We start from the raw sequence: 16,487 nt of genomic DNA, 5'->3' as shown, positions 1-16,487 counted from the left end.
AATACACAACGTATTGTTCGGCCCATGGACAAATGGATCGAGTTGGTCAAAGCCAACATGAAAGGCCGCAAGGTCACACAGGAAAAGCTCGCCGAGCGCCTGGGCATGTCTCAAGGGGGTATCGGTCACTGGTTGAGCAAGCGCCGCCAACCGAAGATCGAAGACATGAACCGGGTGCTGGAAGAGATCGGCATGGGCTTTCTCGAAGTGGCCCTGGTGGTCCGCGAGAAACCCTTGCTAGGAGACGATGGCGAGCCCCTGGCAGACGGGCCTGCGCTGCTCAACAAGTACAACCCGTACTTCCGTTACCCGGTGAGCGATTGGCGGGTGGCCGGCGAGGTTCGCGAAGACGGGCAGCCTGCCTACGTGCCGGAGCGCTACGAGCTTTCCGACTATCAGGCCCGGGGCGCGGCATTCTGGCTGGTGGTGGTCGGCGACGCGATGATCGCTCCTAGCGGTCTGAGCATCAGCCAGGACATGCTGATCCTGGTGGACCCGGCGATTGGCGCCGAACCCGGGAAGTTGGTGGTTGTACAGTGTCCTGGTAGTGACGAGGCGATCTTCCGCAAGTTGGTGCAAGAGGGTGGTTTGCGTTACCTGGTTCCGCTCAATCCTACTTATCCGAAGATGCTCTACAGCGACAAGTGCCGGATTATTGGTGTAGTCGTACAAGCTACTGCGAAGTTTTAACTTTCCCTAGAAGCCCCTTCCTGCAAACAGGAAGGGGCTTTCTTACTTGGGAGTTATTCCAACTCCACCAGTGCACTGCCTTCGCTGACCATTTCGCCTTCCTGGCAATACAGCGCCTTGATGACCCCGGCCTGGGGTGCACGAATGCTGTGTTCCATCTTCATGGCTTCCAGCACCACCAGTTGGGCACCGGCCTCGACGCTTTGACCCGGGCTGACCAATATCCGAACGATGCTGCCATTCATCGGCGCAGTCAGCCCGCCTTGCTGGCTATGGCTGGCTTCGGCCGCGGCAATCGGGTCATAGGCGCTGACGGCATGTGTGTCGCCCTGCCAGTTCAGGTACAGGGTGTCGCCGCGACGGATGGCCCGGTGCTCGCGGCGCAGTCCCTGTTGCTCTGTCCATAGGTGCTCGCCCTGCAGCTCAAAGGCCGCAGTGCGAGCGCCAAGGCTGATGGCCTGATCCTGGCCGGCGCAGCTCAGGTGCAGGCTGGTTTGCGCTGGCAGGCCGTTGCGCCAGCCGTTGATGGCGGACCATGGCGAGTCGGGATCATCGCTTCGTGTGAGTGGCGGCTGGCTCTGGCTGAAGGCGTGGGCGGCGGCTTGCCAGAAGTCTGCACTCAGCTCGCCTGCGGCTGGCAGCAACTGCTCCTGATAGCGAGGGATAAAGCCGGTATCCAGCTGCGCTTCGGCAAAGGCCGGGTGGGCAATGATGCGCCGCAGAAACGCCAGGTTGGTCTTCAGGCCACCGATGACGAACTCGTCGAGCATGCTCAGCAACCGCAGGCGCGCCTGCTCGCGGTCTTCGCCCCAGGCAATGAGCTTGCCCAGCATCGGGTCGTAGAAGGGCGAAACGCTGTCGCCTTCCTCGACACCGCTGTCCACCCGCCGACCGGGGCCTGCAACCGATTCGCGGTACAGCTCCAGGCGCCCGGTGGCCGGAAGAAAGTCGTTGGCCGGGTCTTCGGCATACAGCCGTACTTCGATCGCATGCCCGCGTAGCGGCACCTGCTCCTGGCTGATGGGCAGGGTTTCGCCGCGGGCCACGCGGATCTGCCAGGCCACCAGGTCCAGGCCGGTGATGGCCTCGGTGACCGGGTGTTCCACCTGCAATCGGGTGTTCATCTCCATGAAGAAGAACTCGCCACGGGCATCCAGGAGAAACTCCACGGTGCCCGCGCCCACGTAGCCAATGGCCTGGGCCGCGCGCACCGCGGCTTCGCCCATGGCCTTGCGCAGTTCGGGGCTGAGGCCCGGGGCCGGAGCTTCCTCGACCACTTTCTGGTGGCGGCGCTGGATCGAACAGTCGCGTTCGTTGAGGTACAGGCAGTTGCCGTGCTGGTCGGCAAACACCTGGATCTCCACGTGCCGTGGCTTGAGCAGGTACTTTTCCACCAGCATCCGCGAATCGCCGAAGGACGACTGGGCTTCGCGCTGGGCCGAGGCCAGGGCTTCGGCCAGTTGGCTGACGTCCTCGACGACTTTCATGCCCTTGCCGCCACCGCCCGCGGTGGCCTTGAGCAGCACCGGGTAGCCGATGCGTTCGGCGGCATTGCGGAAGGTTTCCAGGTCCTGGGCTTCACCGTGGTAACCCGGAACCAGGGGCACCCCGGCGGTTTCCATCAGCGCCTTGGCTGCCGACTTGCTGCCCATGGCGTCGATGGCCGCGGCAGGCGGGCCGAGGAAAATCAGCCCGGCGGCTTCGATGGCTCGGGCAAAACCGGCGTTCTCCGAGAGAAATCCATACCCGGGATGGATGGCCTGGGCGCCGCTGGCCCGGGCGGCGGCAATCAGCTTGTCGATCTGCAGGTAGCTGTCGGCAGCCTTGCTGCCGCCCAGGTCCACGCGGATATCCGCTTCACGGCTGTGCCGGGCGTCGCGGTCGGTAGCGCTGTGCACGGCCACGGTGGTCAGGCCCAGGGCCTTGGCGGTGCGCATCACCCGGCAGGCGATCTCGCCGCGGTTGGCCACCAGCAGGGTGTCTAGAACAGGGGCGCTCATCAACGGGACTCCTTGGATGTGGTCTCGGACTGCCAGCTGGGCGGGCGTTTTTCCAGGAATGCCCGCAGGCCTTCCTGGCCTTCGGCGCTGACCCGGATGCGGGCGATGGCGTTTTCGCAATAGCGACGCAGGGCGGTGGTCAACGCGCCGTTGCCCACTTCCCGCAGCAGGTCCTTGCTGGCGCGCATCGCCTGGGGACTGTTGAGCAGCAGATTGTCGACCCACTGCTGGACCTGTTGATCCAGCTCTGCGGCGGGATAGCTTTCTGCCAGGAGACCGATTTCCCGCGCCCGCTGGCCGCCAAAGCGTTCGGCGGTGAGGGCATAGCGGCGGGCAGCGCGTTCGCCGATGGCCTGGACCACGAACGGGCTGATGACCGCTGGTGCCAGGCCGATGCGCACTTCGGAGAGGCAGAACTGCGCCTCGTCACTGCCGATGGCCATGTCGCAGCAACTGATCAGGCCCAGGGCCCCGCCAAAGGCCGCGCCTTGCACCACCGCCAGGGTCGGGATCTTCAGCTTGGCCAGGTTGTACATCAGCTCCGCCAGTTCCCGGGCGTCGTCGAGGTTGGTGTGGTAGTCGAGCTCGGCCGATTGCTGCATCCAGGCCAGGTCGGCGCCGGCGCTGAAATGCCGGCCGCGCCCGCGCAGCAGCAGGAAGCGCAGGTTCGGGTCGCCCTGCACCTGATCCAGGGCGAGGATCAGTTCACGGATCATTTCGGCGTTGAAGGCGTTGTTCTTGTCTTCGCGGCTGAGCCACAGGGTGGCGAAGCCTCGAGGGTCACGCAGCAGTTCCAGGGTATTGAAGTCGCTCATGTTCTTCTCGCGCAGGATTACATGCGGAACACGCCGAAGCGGCTCTGTTCGATGGGGGCGTTGAGGGCCGCAGACAGGGCCAGGGCCAGCACGTCACGGGTTTGCGCCGGGTCGATGACGCCGTCATCCCAGAGCCGTGCGCTGGAGTAGTAAGGGTGCCCCTGATGCTCGTACTGGTCGAGGATCGGCTGCTTGATCTGGGCTTCCTGGGCGGCGTCGAAGCTTTGCCCGCCGCGCTCGGCCTGTTCGCGCTTGACCTGCACCAGGACTCCGGCGGCCTGCTCGGCCCCCATCACGCCGATGCGCGCGTTGGGCCACATCCACAGGAAGCGCGGGTCATAGGCCCGGCCGCACATGCCGTAGTTGCCGGCACCGAAACTGCCGCCGATGATCACCGTGAACTTCGGTACCTGGGCGCAGGCCACTGCGGTCACCAGCTTGGCGCCGTGCTTGGCGATGCCGCCAGCCTCATATTTCTGCCCCACCATGAAACCGGTGATGTTCTGCAGGAACAGCAGCGGAATCCCGCGCTGGCAGGCCAGTTCGATGAAGTGCGCGCCTTTTTGCGCGGCTTCGGCGAAGAGGATGCCGTTGTTGGCGAGGATGGCCACCGGGTAGCCGTGCAGGTGGGCGAAGCCGCAGACCAGGGTGGTGCCGAACAGGGCCTTGAACTCATCGAATACCGAACCGTCCACCAGCCGGGCGATGACTTCACGTACATCGAACGGCTGCTTGGGATCGGCCGGGACCACGCCATAGAGTTCGTCGCGGGCATACAGCGGAGCGATCGGCGTGCGTTGTTGCAATTGGCCCTGTTTGTGCCAGTTGAGGTTGGCCACGCTGCGCCGGGCCAGGGCCAGGGCGTGCTCGTCGCTCTCGGCATAGTGGTCGGCGACCCCGGAAATCTTGCAATGCACATCGGCGCCGCCCAGGTCCTCGGCACTTACCACTTCGCCGGTAGCGGCTTTCACCAGGGGAGGGCCGGCGAGAAAGATAGTGGCTTGTTCACGGACCATGATGGCTTCGTCGGCCATGGCCGGAACATAGGCACCGCCGGCGGTGCAGGAGCCCATCACCACGGCGATCTGCGGGATGCCCTGGGCGCTCATGTTGGCCTGGTTGAAGAAGATCCGCCCGAAGTGCTCGCGGTCCGGGAACACTTCATCCTGGCGCGGCAGGTTGGCGCCGCCGGAGTCCACCAGGTAGATGCACGGCAGGCGGTTCTGCTGGGCGATGGTCTGCGCCCGCAGGTGCTTTTTCACCGTCAGCGGGTAATAGGAACCGCCTTTCACCGTGGCGTCGTTGGCCACGATCATGCATTCGACGCCTTCCACCCGGCCGATACCGGCAATCACGCCAGCGGCGGGTACGTCTTCGCCATAGACCTCATAGGCGGCCAGGGCACTGATTTCCAGGAACGGCGAGCCGGGGTCGAGCAGGCGGTTGATGCGCTCGCGGGGCAGCAGCTTGCCTCGCGAAGTGTGGCGCTCCTGGGCCTTGGCGCCGCCGCCTTGCTGGACCTGGGCGAGCAGGCTGTGCAAGGCGTCGACCTGGGCCAGCATCGCCTCGCTGTTGGCCACGAACTCCGCCGAGCGCGGGTTGAGCTGGGTATGCAAGATTGCCATGGACAGCTCCGTTAGCGGGTTTCGTTGAACAGTTCGCGACCGATCAGCATGCGGCGGATCTCGCTGGTGCCGGCGCCGATCTCGTAGAGCTTGGCGTCGCGCAGCAGGCGGCCGGCGGGGAATTCATTGATGTAGCCGTTGCCGCCCAGGATCTGGATTGCGTCGAGGGCCATCTGGGTCGCGCGCTCGGCGCTGTAGAGGATCACTCCGGCGGCATCCTTGCGGGTGGTTTCGCCGCGCTCGCAGGCTTGGGCCACCGCATACAGGTAGGCGCGGCTGGCGTTGAGCTGGGTGTACATGTCGGCGATCTTGCCCTGGATCAGCTGGAATTCGCCGATGCTCTGGCCGAACTGCTTGCGGTCGTGGATGTAGGGCACCACCAGGTCCATGCAGGCCTGCATGATCCCGGTGGGGCCGCCGGAGAGCACCACGCGCTCGTAGTCGAGGCCGCTCATCAGCACTTTGACGCCACCATTGAGCACGCCGAGGATGTTTTCCTCCGGCACTTCCACGTCATCGAAGAACAGCTCGCAGGTGTTGGAGCCGCGCATGCCCAGCTTGTCGAACTTGTTGCTGCGGCTGAAGCCTTTCCAGTCGCGCTCGACGATGAACGCGGTGATGCCGTGGGGGCCTTTCTCCAGGTCGGTCTTGGCGTAGATCACGTAGGTGTTGGCATCGGGGCCGTTGGTGATCCAGGTCTTGCTGCCGTTGAGCACGAAATGGTCGCCGCGTTTGTCGGCCCGCAGCTTCATCGACACCACGTCGGAGCCGGCATTGGGTTCGCTCATGGCCAGGGCGCCGATGTGTTCGCCGCTGATCAGCTTGGGCAGGTATTTGCTCTTCTGTTCGTGGTTGCCGTTGCGGTTGATCTGGTTCACGCAGAGGTTGGAGTGCGCGCCGTAGGACAGCGCCACCGAGGCCGAGCCGCGGCTGATCTCCTCCATGGCCACCACATGCGCCAGGTAACCCAGGCCGGCGCCACCGTATTCTTCCGCCACGGTGATGCCCAAGAGGCCCATGTCGCCGAATTTGCGCCACATGTCGGCGGGGAACAGGTTGTCGACATCGATCTGCGCTGCCCGGGGTGCCAGCTCCGCCTTGACGAAGGCCTGGACCTGTTGGCGCAGCATGTCGATGGTTTCACCGAGGGCGAAGTTCAGGGTCGGGTAACTCATGGCGGGGCACCTTCAAACTTGTTTTTATTGAGGGAACAGGATGTCGAGAGCGGCGCGGCCTGGCTCTCACCTTTACGTTAACGTAAACCTGCGACCGATGGCTGTCAATCGCCCTTTACGTAAACGTCAACTTGCGCCAGAGTAGCGAGGCTTTCGATTGGAGCCAGGCTGTTTTGCACCTTTCGCCTGGCTCCTGCACACCCACTAATAAAGACAATAGGGGTCGTCATGGAACACTCGGGTTTCCAGCCGGATCGCAGTTACACCCGTGGTACGCAATACCAGCCGCTGCTGGCGTTGACCATCGGCCAGGCTTTCGATAACACCGTCGCCGCCTATCCCCAGGGCGAGGCTCTGGTGGTGCGCCACCAGCAGCTGCGCTACACCTGGCAGCAACTGCGCGAGGCGGTCGACCTGCATGCCCGGGCGCTGCTGGCCCTGGGGCTCAAGACCGGCGATCGCCTGGGGATCTGGGCCCCCAACTGCGCCCAGTGGTGCATCGCCCAGTTCGCCAGCGCCAAGATCGGCGCGATTCTGGTGAACATCAATCCGGCCTACCGCAGTTCCGAGCTGGAGTATGTGCTCAGGCAGTCCGGCTGCCAGTGGCTGATCTGCGCCGGCGCCTTCAAGACGTCCGATTACCACGGCATGCTCCAGGGCCTGGTGCCCGAGCTGGCGGAACAGTCCATCGGCCAATTGCACAGCGAGCGGTTACCCGAGCTGCGCGGGGTGATCAGCCTGGATGCGCAGCCGCCGTCGGGTTTCCTGCCCTGGTCGCAGCTATCGGCGCTGGGGGCGGGGGCCACGGCCGAGCAGTTGCAGGCGCGCCAGGACAGCCTGGATTTCGACCAGCCGGTGAATATCCAGTACACCTCCGGCACCACCGGTTTCCCCAAGGGCGCGACCCTGAGCCACTACAACATCCTCAACAACGGTTACATGGTGGGGGAGAGCCTGGGCCTGACTGCTGCCGACCGGCTGGTGATCCCGGTGCCGCTGTACCACTGCTTCGGCATGGTCATGGGCAACCTGGGGTGCATCACCCACGGCACCACCATGATCTACCCCAATGACGCCTTTGACCCGCTGCTGACCTTGACCGCGGTGGCCGAAGAGCGCGCCACCGGCCTGTACGGCGTACCCACGATGTTTATCGCTGTGCTCGATCAGCCCCGACGCAGCGAGTTCGACCTGTCGAGCCTGCGGACCGGGATCATGGCCGGGGCCACCTGCCCGATCGAGGTGATGCGTCGGGTGATCAGCGAAATGCACATGAGCGAAGTGCAGATCGCCTACGGCATGACCGAAACCAGCCCGGTGTCGCTGCAGACCGGGCCGGACGACGACCTGGAACTGCGGGTGACCACCGTGGGCCGGACCCAGCCGCACCTGGAGAGCAAGATCATCGACGAGGCCGGCAATGTGGTGCCCCGCGGCACCATCGGTGAGCTGTGCACCCGGGGCTACAGCGTCATGCTCGGTTACTGGAACAACCCTGAGGGCACCCGCGAGTCCATCGATCAGGCCGGCTGGATGCACACCGGTGACCTGGCCACCATGAACCAGCAGGGGTACGTGTGCATTGCCGGGCGCAACAAGGACATGATCATTCGCGGTGGCGAGAACATTTATCCACGAGAGCTGGAAGAGTTCTTCTTCACCCATCCTGCGGTGGCCGATGTGCAGGTAATCGGCATCCCCTGCGACAGGTACGGCGAGGAGATCGTCGCCTGGATCAAGTTCCACCCCGGCCATTCGGCCAATGAGCTGGAGCTGCAGACCTGGTGCAAGGAGCGTATCGCGCACTTCAAGACGCCGCGTTACTTCAAGTTCGTTGAAGAGTTTCCCATGACCGTGACCGGTAAGATCCAGAAGTTCCGCATGCGCGAAATCAGCATCGAGGAGCTGCGTGAGCGCATGAACAAGGGGTGAACCCGGATGGAGCGTGCATCGGCGCCGGTGCACGCTTTATGGGCAGCAAAGAGGGATTGCAGAAAGCACAAAGGGGAGCCGAAGCTCCCCTTTAATTTTGTCGTTGCGTGCTCTTTTTTTATTATTGAGGGGCGGTCTATTGTTGTTTTTGGCAACCGTTGCCCTTTACTGCTGTTTTTGGCGATCCCCATCCGGGATCAAGAGCAAACGTATTTTTTTGAGCGCTGATTCAATGTGTCGCCAGGGCGATCCAACCAGTTCGGGAGCTACCTCAGGGTAGTTTTATTGTTCTCTGACCGGTTGCGGGTGGCTCTTGCAAGCCCTCCTGCACAGTGCATCCTCTCCAAAAAAATCTGTTAGCTGCGTCTCTGCCGTGTTGTTTTTGTTATCTCAGAGTCGTTACGTCTTATTTTTATTAGGTTTGCTGCTTTTTATTCTTGTTATGCCATAGAGATAGCAGAAGCCGTGCCAACTTTTTAAAGTCCTTTAAAATCAATGGTTTGATAATTTTGTAGGACAATCTGTACCGCAACAAATTCGACAAACTGTTTCCGTGTTACTCGTTCCCGCCCCAGATCGGAGTGGCCGGTAACACCCGGCCGCACAATGCCTCAGCTGGCGTTACGCGCCTTGGCCACGCGGGAGCCGGTGGGGCGCCCCAGCACGTTGCAGATCTGCCGGCCGGCGTCGATCAGGCGGTCCATGTCGAGACCGGTATGGATGCCCAGGCCATTGAGCAGGTAGAGCACGTCTTCGGTGGCGACGTTTCCGCTGGCGCCCTTGGCATAGGGGCAGCCGCCGAGGCCGGCGATGGAGCTGTCGAACACCGCGATGCCTTCCAGCAGGCTGGCGTAGACATTGGCCAGGGCCTGGCCGTAGGTGTCGTGGAAGTGCCCGGCGAGTTTTTCCCGTGGTACCTGGGCGCCTACCACCTCGAACATGCGCCGGGTGGCACCGGCGGTGCCGGTACCAATGGTGTCGCCCAGAGAGACCTCGTAACAGCCCATGTCATGCAGTTCACGGGCGACCATGGCCACCTGTTCCGGGGCCACTTCACCTTCATAAGGGCAGCCCAGCACGCACGACACGTAACCGCGCACGCTGATGCCGTGCTGCTTGGCGGCGTCCATGATCGGCACGAAGCGTTCCAGGCTTTCGCTGATGGAGCAGTTGATGTTGCGCTGGGAGAAGGCTTGCGAGGCCGCGGCGAACACCGCCACTTCCTTGACCCCAGCCGCCAGGGCATCTTCGAAACCCCGCAGGTTGGGCGCCAGTGCGCCATAGACAACCCCGGGCTTGCGCTGGATACGGGCGAAGACCTCGGCTGAACCGGCCATCTGCGGCACCCATTTGGGTGACACGAAACTACCGACTTCTATGTAGCCCAGGCCGGCGGCGGTGAGGGCATCCACCAATTGCACCTTGTCTTCGACGCTGATGGGCTGGGCTTCGTTCTGCAGGCCGTCGCGGGGGCCGACTTCGATCAGGCGTACATGGCTGGGGAGTGACATAGAGGTTCACCTTCTTATAGGGAGTGGCGGATACCGGCGTCCGGGCGCAGGTGTGCCGATGATTATCGGGCGGTGCTTTTCTGGTTCAGGATGGTCTGTTCCAGCGCCTGGGTGCAGCGCTCTTCGGCGGTGTCCAGTTCCAGCTTCATCTGTTCGATGTCGAGCAGTTGCTGTTCGAGCTGTTCGCGACGCTCGGCGATTTTCGCCAGCATGCTGTGCAGCTGCTTCAGGTTGCCGCTGCTCGGGTCGTAGAGCTCGATCAGTTCGCGGCACTCGGCCAGGGAAAAGCCGATGCGCTTGCCCCGCAGGATAAGTTTCAGGCTGACCTTGTCCCGGGGCGAATAGATGCGCTCCTGGCCACGGCGTTCGGGAGCCAGCAGGCCCTGCTCTTCATAGAAGCGGATGGCCCGGGTGGTGATGTCGAGCTCGCGGGCGAGGTCGGAAATGCTGTAGGTCTGGCTGCTCATGGAGGCGCTCAAGAGGGGGCTTGGCGCTAAGCTAAAGGCAGGTTGACGTATACGTCAAGCAGTCCGAGCCGATCCCGTTCGCCGGCAAGCCGGCTCCTGCAGCGAGGGCTTGCCGGCGAAAGGGCTCAGGCGGTCTGCTGGTCGAGCTTCTTTTCGTAGGCCGTGACCTGCTGGCAGAGCTCGATCATCTGCTCGCGCATCCAGCGGTTGGCCGGGTCCTGGTCGGTGCTCTCGTGCCAGTACAGGTGGGTTTCCACCGGCGGGACATCATTGACCGGCAGGTTGAACGCGTGCAGTTCATGGCGACGGGCAAAGCGCTCCGGTACGGTCATCACCATGTCGGTCTGCTGCAGCACCTGGGAAGCCATCAGGTAGTGCTGGGAGCGCAGGGCGATCTTGCGCTGGATACCCATCTTGCCCAGGGCCAGGTCGACATGCCCGAGGCCGCTGCGGCGGCTGGAGATATGGATGTGGGTCAGGGACAGGTAATCGTCCAGGCTGAATTTTTCCTTGCCTGCCAGCGGGTGGCCCTTGCGCATGGCGCACACATAGCGGTCTTCCATCAGCTTGACGTGACGCACCTGGGGGTCGGTATTGAGCGGTGCGTCGACGGCAAAGTCCAGGCGCCCGGCTGCCAGCTCCTTGGTGGTTTCCCGGCGCTTGGAGAGAAAGCTTTCGATGATCACCGCCGGCGCCAGGCGCCGCAGGCGCTGGAACAGTGGTGGCAGGATCACCGCTTCGGTGAGGTCGGTCATGCTGATGCGGTAGGTCTTGACCGCTTGCAGGGGGTTGAAAATGCGACTTTCCTGGACCGAAACCCGCAGCAGCGACAGGGCATTGCGCACCGGCCCGATGATGTTCTGCGCCATGGGCGTGGGCACCATGCCCTGGGCGGTACGCACGAAGAGCGGGTCGTTGAAGGTCTCGCGCAGGCGTGCCAGGGCGTTGGATACCGCCGGTTGGGTGATGCCGACGATCTGCCCTGCACGGGTCAGGTTGGCTTCGGTGTAGATCGCATCGAAAACGATGAAGAGGTTGAGATCGACCTTGCTCAGATTCATTGCGCTGCACTCTTATTGTTAGGGCCTGTGGGAGGGCTTGGAAGCCTGTCGGATCAGCCGATCATATATCGGTGATGAATGTTAATACACGCCGAGAATAGGCTAGGTAAATTTTCGTAGCTGATCTAGCATCGATTTCAGTCCTCCAACACCCGATCGTCACAAAGGTAGAGCTGCCCATGGAATTCGCCTATTCCCCCAAGGTTCAGGAACTGCGTGAGCGTGTCACCGCGTTCATGGATGCCTATGTTTATCCGGCTGAAGCGGTCTTCGAGCGTCAGGTTGCCGAAGGCGATCGCTGGCAGCCGACCGCCATCATGGAAGAGCTGAAACTCAAGGCCAAGGAGGCCGGGCTATGGAATTTGTTTCTGCCTGAGTCGGAGTTGGGGGCAGGCCTGACCAACCTTGAGTACGCGCCGCTGGCGGAAATCATGGGGCGGTCGTTGTTGGGCCCGGAACCCTTCAACTGCTCGGCACCGGATACCGGCAACATGGAAGTGCTGGTGCGCTACGCCAACGAAGAGCAGAAACAGCGCTGGCTGGAGCCATTGCTGCGTGGCGAGATCCGCTCCGCGTTCGCCATGACCGAGCCGGACGTGGCGTCCTCCGATGCCACCAACATGGCGGCCCGTGCGGTACGCGACGGCGACCAGTGGCTGATCAACGGCAAGAAATGGTGGACCTCGGGCGCCTGCGACCCACGCTGCAAGATCCTGATCTTCATGGGCCTGAGCAACCCGGATGCGCCGCGTCACCAGCAGCACTCGATGATTCTGGTGCCGGTGGATACCCCCGGGGTTAAGATTGTTCGCCCGTTGCCGGTGTTCGGCTACGATGACGCGCCCCATGGCCACGCCGAAGTGCTGTTCGACAACGTCCGGGTGCCCTACGAGAACGTGCTGCTGGGTGAGGGCCGTGGTTTCGAGATTGCCCAGGGCCGCCTTGGCCCGGGCCGGATCCACCACTGCATGCGTTCCATCGGCATGGCGGAGCGGGCGCTGGAACTGATGTGCAAGCGTTCGGTGAACCGTACTGCCTTTGGCAAGCCGCTGGCGCGCCTGGGGGGCAACATCGACAAGATCGCCGACTCGCGGATGGAGATCGACATGGCCCGGCTGCTGACGCTGAAGGCCGCGTACATGATGGACACCGTGGGCAACAAGGTGGCCAAGAGCGAGATTGCCCAGATCAAGGTCGTGGCGCCGAACGTGGCCCTGCGGGTGATCGACCGGGCGATCCAGATCCACGGCGGGGCCGGGGTCTCCAACGACTTCCCGCTGGCCTACATGTATGCGATGCAGCGTACCTTGCGCCTGGCCGACGGCCCGGATGAGGTGCACCGCGCGGCGATCGGCAAGTATGAAATCGGCAAGTATGTACCCAAGGAGCTGATGCGCAGCGGGCATTGAGGGCGATGCGGCCGGCCTGTCGAAAGGCCGGCCGCTGTGAGTTCAGTACACCCAGACCTCCACGCGGCGGTTCTTGATCCGCCCTTCGTCGGCACTGTTGGCCGCTACCGGCAACTCGGCGCCAAAGCCGCGAATCTCGCGAAACACCACGCCGCTCTTCACCAGTTCCCGGCGTACCGCCATGGCTCGCAGTTTGGACAGCAGGGCCGCGCGGGCCGGATCGTTCTTGGCGTCACCGAAGCCGGCCAGGGTCACCTGGCGGTTCATCTTGCCGTGCTGGCGCAGGTAATCCAGTACCCGATTGAGGTCCTGGCGGGCCTTGTTGTCCAGGCTGGCGCTGCCCTCCTCAAAACGAAAGTTGACCGTCAGGCGCTGCGCCTGGCGGGTGAGCGCCTGATAAGCCTCCGGCATCTGCGGGCCGGGAGCGACGCGCATGGCCTGCACGGTCTGGGCGATAAAGCCGTTGGCGGCGACGATGGCCTGGCCCTTGCTGCCCTGGGCAAAGCTCACCAGGGCATCGGCCCAGGGGTTCTGCCCATTGGGCGGCAGGTACAGATACAGGCGCCGTGACAGCGGGTAATCCTCGGTGGCGATCAGGCTGTTTAGCGGCAGCATCGGCTGTGAGTCGCCGTCGACAATGGCCACCGCCTTGGCCTGGCGCACATAGGGCAGGCCGATGAAACCTATGCCCTGGGGGTCATGGCTGACCGCGTCGGACAACTGCTCGCTGGATTCGAAACGTTTTGCGCCGGGGCCCAGGGTCTTGCCGCGACGGCTGAGTACCAGTTCCTTGAAGGTGTCGTAGGTGCCGGACTGGTCATCCCGGGCATAAAGATGTACTGCGCCGCCAATGCCACCCAGTTCTTCCCAGGTCCTGGCTTCGCCGCTGAACAGCCGGGCCAGTTGCTCGGTGTTCAGTTGGTTCAGCGGGTTGTGCGGATGCAGGATGATTGCCAGCCCGTCGATGGCGATCACCTGTTCGGCGCTGGGGCTTTTCAGGTCCCCCAGGCTTTCAAGGTCCACCAGCTCGCTGTCCTTGATCGGCCGTGAAGCGGCGGCCAGGTCGGCCCGGGCGGTTTTCAGAGCGGCAAAGCCGGTACTCGAACCGTGGGCGGCCACTTCCACCCGCACCGCTCGGCCCTGGGCGGTTTGCCCCACCACCTGTTGTTCATTGTCTTTGCCACTGGCGGTGATCCTGATATCGCGCAGGCCCTGTTCTTCCATCAGGCCCTTGACCAGGGCCGGGCCCAGCCGGGCGCCGATGGTATTGGAGCCTTGGATGCGCAGGACCGGCGCATTGTCCGGGGCTGGGGGCAGGGCGGCGAATACCGACCAGGGCAGGGCGTAGCAAACGAAACCGATCAGAAACAGGCTGATGGTCCGGCACCAGATATCTCGTTCGCTGACGGTGGAAGCGCGGGGCATGGCGGCACTGGCCTTCTATATAGAGGGAGGAGGTAAGTGCTGGGGACATTAAGTCAGGGAGGTGACAGGGATGTGACGGACGGGGCTATTTGCAGAGAAATGGCGAAAGTCCTACATCATAAATAGCTGTTTTCTCTAGATTTTTTGAGATTTGTCCTAAAGACCAACCTCGGAACGGCGCGTAGAGTGGGCAACTTTGTCTGGCGGGGATTGGGGCGACTGCCAACGCGTCATCCCCCGCGGATGCCTCGGCAGTGTTGAGCTGCTATTTCGTAGTGTGCAAAGGAGTTACAAATGAGTGCCTGGTTCGAGCTGAAGCAGTATGGCAGTGGTGCATGCAGATTCTTGCTGAAGACAAAGGAGGCGCAGACCATGCTTCAAAGCGACCGCTACCCTTGCCGGGACAGTGCCGAGGCGGCTCTCGGCCTGTTCCGCGCACACTGCGCTTCCCCGGAACGCTACGTCAAGAAAATTTCGTCGGGCGGCAAACCTTTTTTCAAGCTCAAGTCCGGTAAGGAAGTGATTCTGGTCAGCCACTTGTACGATTCGGAAGCCACCCTCGAGAGCGCCATCAGCGCTATCGCCAGTGCCGGTACCACGGAGCGGGTCGAGCACATACAGCTGTAACCGCAAAAAAAAAGCCCATCGGCAGATGGGCTTTTTTGTGCCTGTCGATCAGCCCAGTTCGAGCCAGATCGGCGCATGGTCCGAAGGTTTTTCCATGCCCCGCAGTTCATAGTCGACCCCAGCGTCCTTGACCCGTGGCAACAACCCCTGGGAAGCCATGATCAGGTCGATGCGCAGGCCGCGCTTGGGTTCATCCTCGAAGCCGCGGCTGCGGTAGTCGAACCAGCTGAAGCGGTCGTTCACCTCGGGGTTCAGGTGACGAAAGCTGTCCACCAGGCCCCAGTTCTTCAGGCGGGCCATCCACTCGCGCTCTTCCGGCAGGAAGCTGCACTTGCCGGTCTTCAGCCAGCGCTTGGCGTTCTCGGCGCCGATGCCAATGTCGCAATCTTCCGGGGAAATGTTCACATCGCCCATCACCACCAGGGGCTGGTCATTGCTGAAGCGGCTTTCCAGCAGGTGCTGCAGATCCTGGTAGAAGCGCTCTTTGGCCGGGAATTTGGTGGGATGGTCGCGGCTTTCGCCCTGGGGGAAGTAGCCGTTCATGATGGTCACCGGGGTGCCGTTGGCATCGGCGAAGGTGCCCCAGATAAAGCGCCGCTGGGCGTCTTCGTCGTCACCTTCAAAGCCTTTATGCAGGGCCAACGGTGCCTGGCGCGAGAGCAGGGCTACGCCGTAATGGCCTTTCTGGCCGTGGTAATGCACGTGGTAGCCCAGGGCCTGGATGTCGGCAAGGGGGAACTGTTCGTCGGCGACCTTGGTTTCCTGCAGGCCGATCACGTCCGGCTGGTGTTTGTCGATCAGCGCCGCCAGCTGATGGGGGCGGGCACGCAGCCCGTTGATATTGAACGAGACGATTTTCATGGTCGGCGGTCCTGGCAAAACAGCGATGCTAGCTGACAACGCCCGGGCCGGCCAGCGTGGCGGCGTGGCGGATGCGCTGCTAATGTCCCAGGGGCGCGGGAACGATCAGCGGCGCGCAGGGCTCGTACTAACAAGAACGCGGCCATTTGAGCCGGGTCCAGGGGAGAGTGACCGTCATGCCTGATTCCTCCAATGTCATCGCCGATATTCACCAGCTCGACAGCGGCTATTCCCGCGAAGCGCGGTCGCTGCTGTACCAGGCCTACCGCCATGAGCCGACCTTCGGCTTCATTTTCGAAGCCGATCGCCCCGGCTACGAACAGCGGGTACGAGCCACAGTGCGCGAATTGGTGAAGCAGCATTTTCTTCAGGACCTGCCGGCCATCGGCCTGCTGGTCAATGACCGGCTGATCGGTATCGCCCTGATCGCGCCGCCGCAACGGCGCCTGGGCATCACCGAAAGTTGGGCCTGGCGCCTGCGCATGGTGCTCAGCACCGGGTTTCGCTGCACCCAGCGCTATCTGGAGTATCACCAGGCGGTGCAGGCCTGCCTGCCCAATGATGCGGTACATGTGCTGCCGCTGCTGGGGGTGCATCCGCAGTTTCAGGGCCAGCATTTCGGCGAGCAATTGCTGGCGGCGGTGCACAACTGGTGCGCCGTGGACGAGCATTCCCAGGGTGTGGTGCTGGACACCGGCAATCCGCGTTACCTGGAGTTCTACAAGCGCCAGGGCTATGAAGAGATCGGTGAGATTGCGGTGGGGCCGGTGCGTGAGCACGTATTTTTTCACCCCAACCCGCAGCACTTACAAAGAGCAACAGCCTGATATAGAACTTTCCGTGCACCTGAGCGCTCTATCGCCCTCCCAAGCTCGTGATAGCATCCGCG

The 16,487-nt window shown here is 62.8% G+C and carries 14 protein-coding genes; 5 read left to right on the top strand and 9 right to left on the bottom strand.

All coding sequences use genetic code 11. The features are described from left to right. The first annotated feature begins 24 nt into the window (after positions 1-24). On the top strand, positions 25-690 hold the full coding sequence (locus AC07R1_RS09280; protein WP_011062227.1) for a LexA family protein: 666 nt from the start codon (positions 25-27) through the stop codon (positions 688-690). Positions 691-743: 53 nt separating this feature from the next. Here the strand turns inward: AC07R1_RS09280 and AC07R1_RS09275 are convergent, their stop codons facing one another. Genes AC07R1_RS09275 through AC07R1_RS09260 form a run of 4 tightly spaced genes read right to left on the bottom strand, consistent with a single transcriptional unit; the run spans position 744 to position 6,305 of the window. Then, positions 744-2,690 carry an acetyl/propionyl/methylcrotonyl-CoA carboxylase subunit alpha gene (locus AC07R1_RS09275; RefSeq protein ID WP_342402403.1) on the bottom strand — a complete coding sequence of 649 codons (1,947 nt, stop codon included), beginning with the start codon at positions 2,688-2,690 and terminating at the stop codon, positions 744-746. Further along, positions 2,690-3,505 (bottom strand): gamma-carboxygeranoyl-CoA hydratase, encoded by an 816-nt coding sequence (locus AC07R1_RS09270; protein WP_495110452.1) that lies wholly within the window; start codon positions 3,503-3,505, stop codon positions 2,690-2,692. Before AC07R1_RS09270 ends, AC07R1_RS09275 begins: the two co-directional genes overlap by 1 nt. A 17-nt stretch (positions 3,506-3,522) precedes the next feature. After that, a complete protein-coding gene (locus tag AC07R1_RS09265; RefSeq protein WP_015636317.1) occupies positions 3,523-5,130 on the bottom strand; it encodes a carboxyl transferase domain-containing protein in 1,608 nt (535 codons plus the stop codon). Positions 5,131-5,141: 11 nt separating this feature from the next. After that, complete coding sequence (locus tag AC07R1_RS09260) at positions 5,142-6,305, bottom strand: isovaleryl-CoA dehydrogenase (RefSeq protein WP_015636316.1); 1,164 nt, start codon at positions 6,303-6,305, stop codon at positions 5,142-5,144. Positions 6,306-6,533: 228 nt separating this feature from the next. On the opposite strand from AC07R1_RS09260, the gene AC07R1_RS09255 reads away from it, so the two are divergent. After that, complete coding sequence (locus AC07R1_RS09255; protein WP_495110451.1) at positions 6,534-8,237, top strand: AMP-binding protein; 1,704 nt, start codon at positions 6,534-6,536, stop codon at positions 8,235-8,237. A gap of 611 nt (positions 8,238-8,848) precedes the next feature. Here the strand turns inward: AC07R1_RS09255 and AC07R1_RS09250 are convergent. From AC07R1_RS09250 to AC07R1_RS09240, 3 genes are all read right to left on the bottom strand, one after another. Continuing rightward, complete coding sequence (locus AC07R1_RS09250; RefSeq protein WP_248764852.1) at positions 8,849-9,748, bottom strand: hydroxymethylglutaryl-CoA lyase; 900 nt, start codon at positions 9,746-9,748, stop codon at positions 8,849-8,851. 62 nt (positions 9,749-9,810) lie between these two features. Next, positions 9,811-10,215 (bottom strand): MerR family transcriptional regulator, encoded by a 405-nt coding sequence (locus AC07R1_RS09245; RefSeq protein ID WP_011062220.1) that lies wholly within the window; start codon positions 10,213-10,215, stop codon positions 9,811-9,813. Between the two features lie 125 nt (positions 10,216-10,340). Beyond that, positions 10,341-11,276: a LysR family transcriptional regulator gene (locus AC07R1_RS09240; protein WP_011062219.1), complete on the bottom strand. Its 936-nt coding sequence runs from the start codon at positions 11,274-11,276 to the stop codon at positions 10,341-10,343. Positions 11,277-11,455: 179 nt separating this feature from the next. Between AC07R1_RS09240 and AC07R1_RS09235 the strand changes: the two genes are divergently transcribed. Then, positions 11,456-12,685 (top strand): acyl-CoA dehydrogenase, encoded by a 1,230-nt coding sequence (locus tag AC07R1_RS09235; protein ID WP_011062218.1) that lies wholly within the window; start codon positions 11,456-11,458, stop codon positions 12,683-12,685. A gap of 42 nt (positions 12,686-12,727) precedes the next feature. Here AC07R1_RS09235 and AC07R1_RS09230 read toward each other — a convergent pair whose 3' ends face one another. Then, positions 12,728-14,110, bottom strand: coding sequence for a substrate-binding domain-containing protein (locus AC07R1_RS09230; protein WP_019092828.1), 1,383 nt, complete (start codon positions 14,108-14,110; stop codon positions 12,728-12,730). Positions 14,111-14,404: 294 nt separating this feature from the next. On the opposite strand from AC07R1_RS09230, the gene AC07R1_RS09225 reads away from it, so the two are divergent. Beyond that, positions 14,405-14,737, top strand: coding sequence for a DUF1508 domain-containing protein (locus AC07R1_RS09225; protein WP_011062216.1), 333 nt, complete (start codon positions 14,405-14,407; stop codon positions 14,735-14,737). 48 nt (positions 14,738-14,785) lie between these two features. Here the strand turns inward: AC07R1_RS09225 and xthA are convergent, their stop codons facing one another. Then, positions 14,786-15,598, bottom strand: a complete 813-nt coding sequence (gene xthA, locus AC07R1_RS09220) for an exodeoxyribonuclease III (protein WP_011062215.1) — start codon at positions 15,596-15,598, stop codon at positions 14,786-14,788. Between the two features lie 176 nt (positions 15,599-15,774). Here xthA and AC07R1_RS09215 point away from each other — a divergent pair, with 176 nt between their 5' ends. After that, positions 15,775-16,425: a GNAT family N-acetyltransferase gene (locus AC07R1_RS09215; RefSeq protein WP_011062214.1), complete on the top strand. Its 651-nt coding sequence runs from the start codon at positions 15,775-15,777 to the stop codon at positions 16,423-16,425. Positions 16,426-16,487: the final 62 nt, after the last annotated feature.

Source organism: Pseudomonas sp. GW821-FHT07F01 (assembly GCF_059418825.1).
The sequence above is the reverse complement of the archived record's forward strand: the minus strand, read 5'-3'. Positions and strand labels throughout refer to the sequence as shown.

Bases quoted from the DNA above. Each gene is read 5' to 3' on its own strand.
- AC07R1_RS09280 (WP_011062227.1), top strand. From the start codon at position 25: ATGGACAAATGGATCGAGTTGGTCAAAGCCAACATGAAAGGCCGCAAG.
- AC07R1_RS09275 (WP_342402403.1), bottom strand. From the start codon at position 2,690: ATGAGCGCCCCTGTTCTAGACACCCTGCTGGTGGCCAACCGCGGCGAG.
- AC07R1_RS09270 (WP_495110452.1), bottom strand. From the start codon at position 3,505: ATGAGCGACTTCAATACCCTGGAACTGCTGCGTGACCCTCGAGGCTTC.
- AC07R1_RS09265 (WP_015636317.1), bottom strand. From the start codon at position 5,130: ATGGCAATCTTGCATACCCAGCTCAACCCGCGCTCGGCGGAGTTCGTG.
- AC07R1_RS09260 (WP_015636316.1), bottom strand. From the start codon at position 6,305: ATGAGTTACCCGACCCTGAACTTCGCCCTCGGTGAAACCATCGACATG.
- AC07R1_RS09255 (WP_495110451.1), top strand. From the start codon at position 6,534: ATGGAACACTCGGGTTTCCAGCCGGATCGCAGTTACACCCGTGGTACG.
- AC07R1_RS09250 (WP_248764852.1), bottom strand. From the start codon at position 9,748: ATGTCACTCCCCAGCCATGTACGCCTGATCGAAGTCGGCCCCCGCGAC.
- AC07R1_RS09245 (WP_011062220.1), bottom strand. From the start codon at position 10,215: ATGAGCAGCCAGACCTACAGCATTTCCGACCTCGCCCGCGAGCTCGAC.
- AC07R1_RS09240 (WP_011062219.1), bottom strand. From the start codon at position 11,276: ATGAATCTGAGCAAGGTCGATCTCAACCTCTTCATCGTTTTCGATGCG.
- AC07R1_RS09235 (WP_011062218.1), top strand. From the start codon at position 11,456: ATGGAATTCGCCTATTCCCCCAAGGTTCAGGAACTGCGTGAGCGTGTC.
- AC07R1_RS09230 (WP_019092828.1), bottom strand. From the start codon at position 14,110: ATGCCCCGCGCTTCCACCGTCAGCGAACGAGATATCTGGTGCCGGACC.
- AC07R1_RS09225 (WP_011062216.1), top strand. From the start codon at position 14,405: ATGAGTGCCTGGTTCGAGCTGAAGCAGTATGGCAGTGGTGCATGCAGA.
- xthA (WP_011062215.1), bottom strand. From the start codon at position 15,598: ATGAAAATCGTCTCGTTCAATATCAACGGGCTGCGTGCCCGCCCCCAT.
- AC07R1_RS09215 (WP_011062214.1), top strand. From the start codon at position 15,775: ATGCCTGATTCCTCCAATGTCATCGCCGATATTCACCAGCTCGACAGC.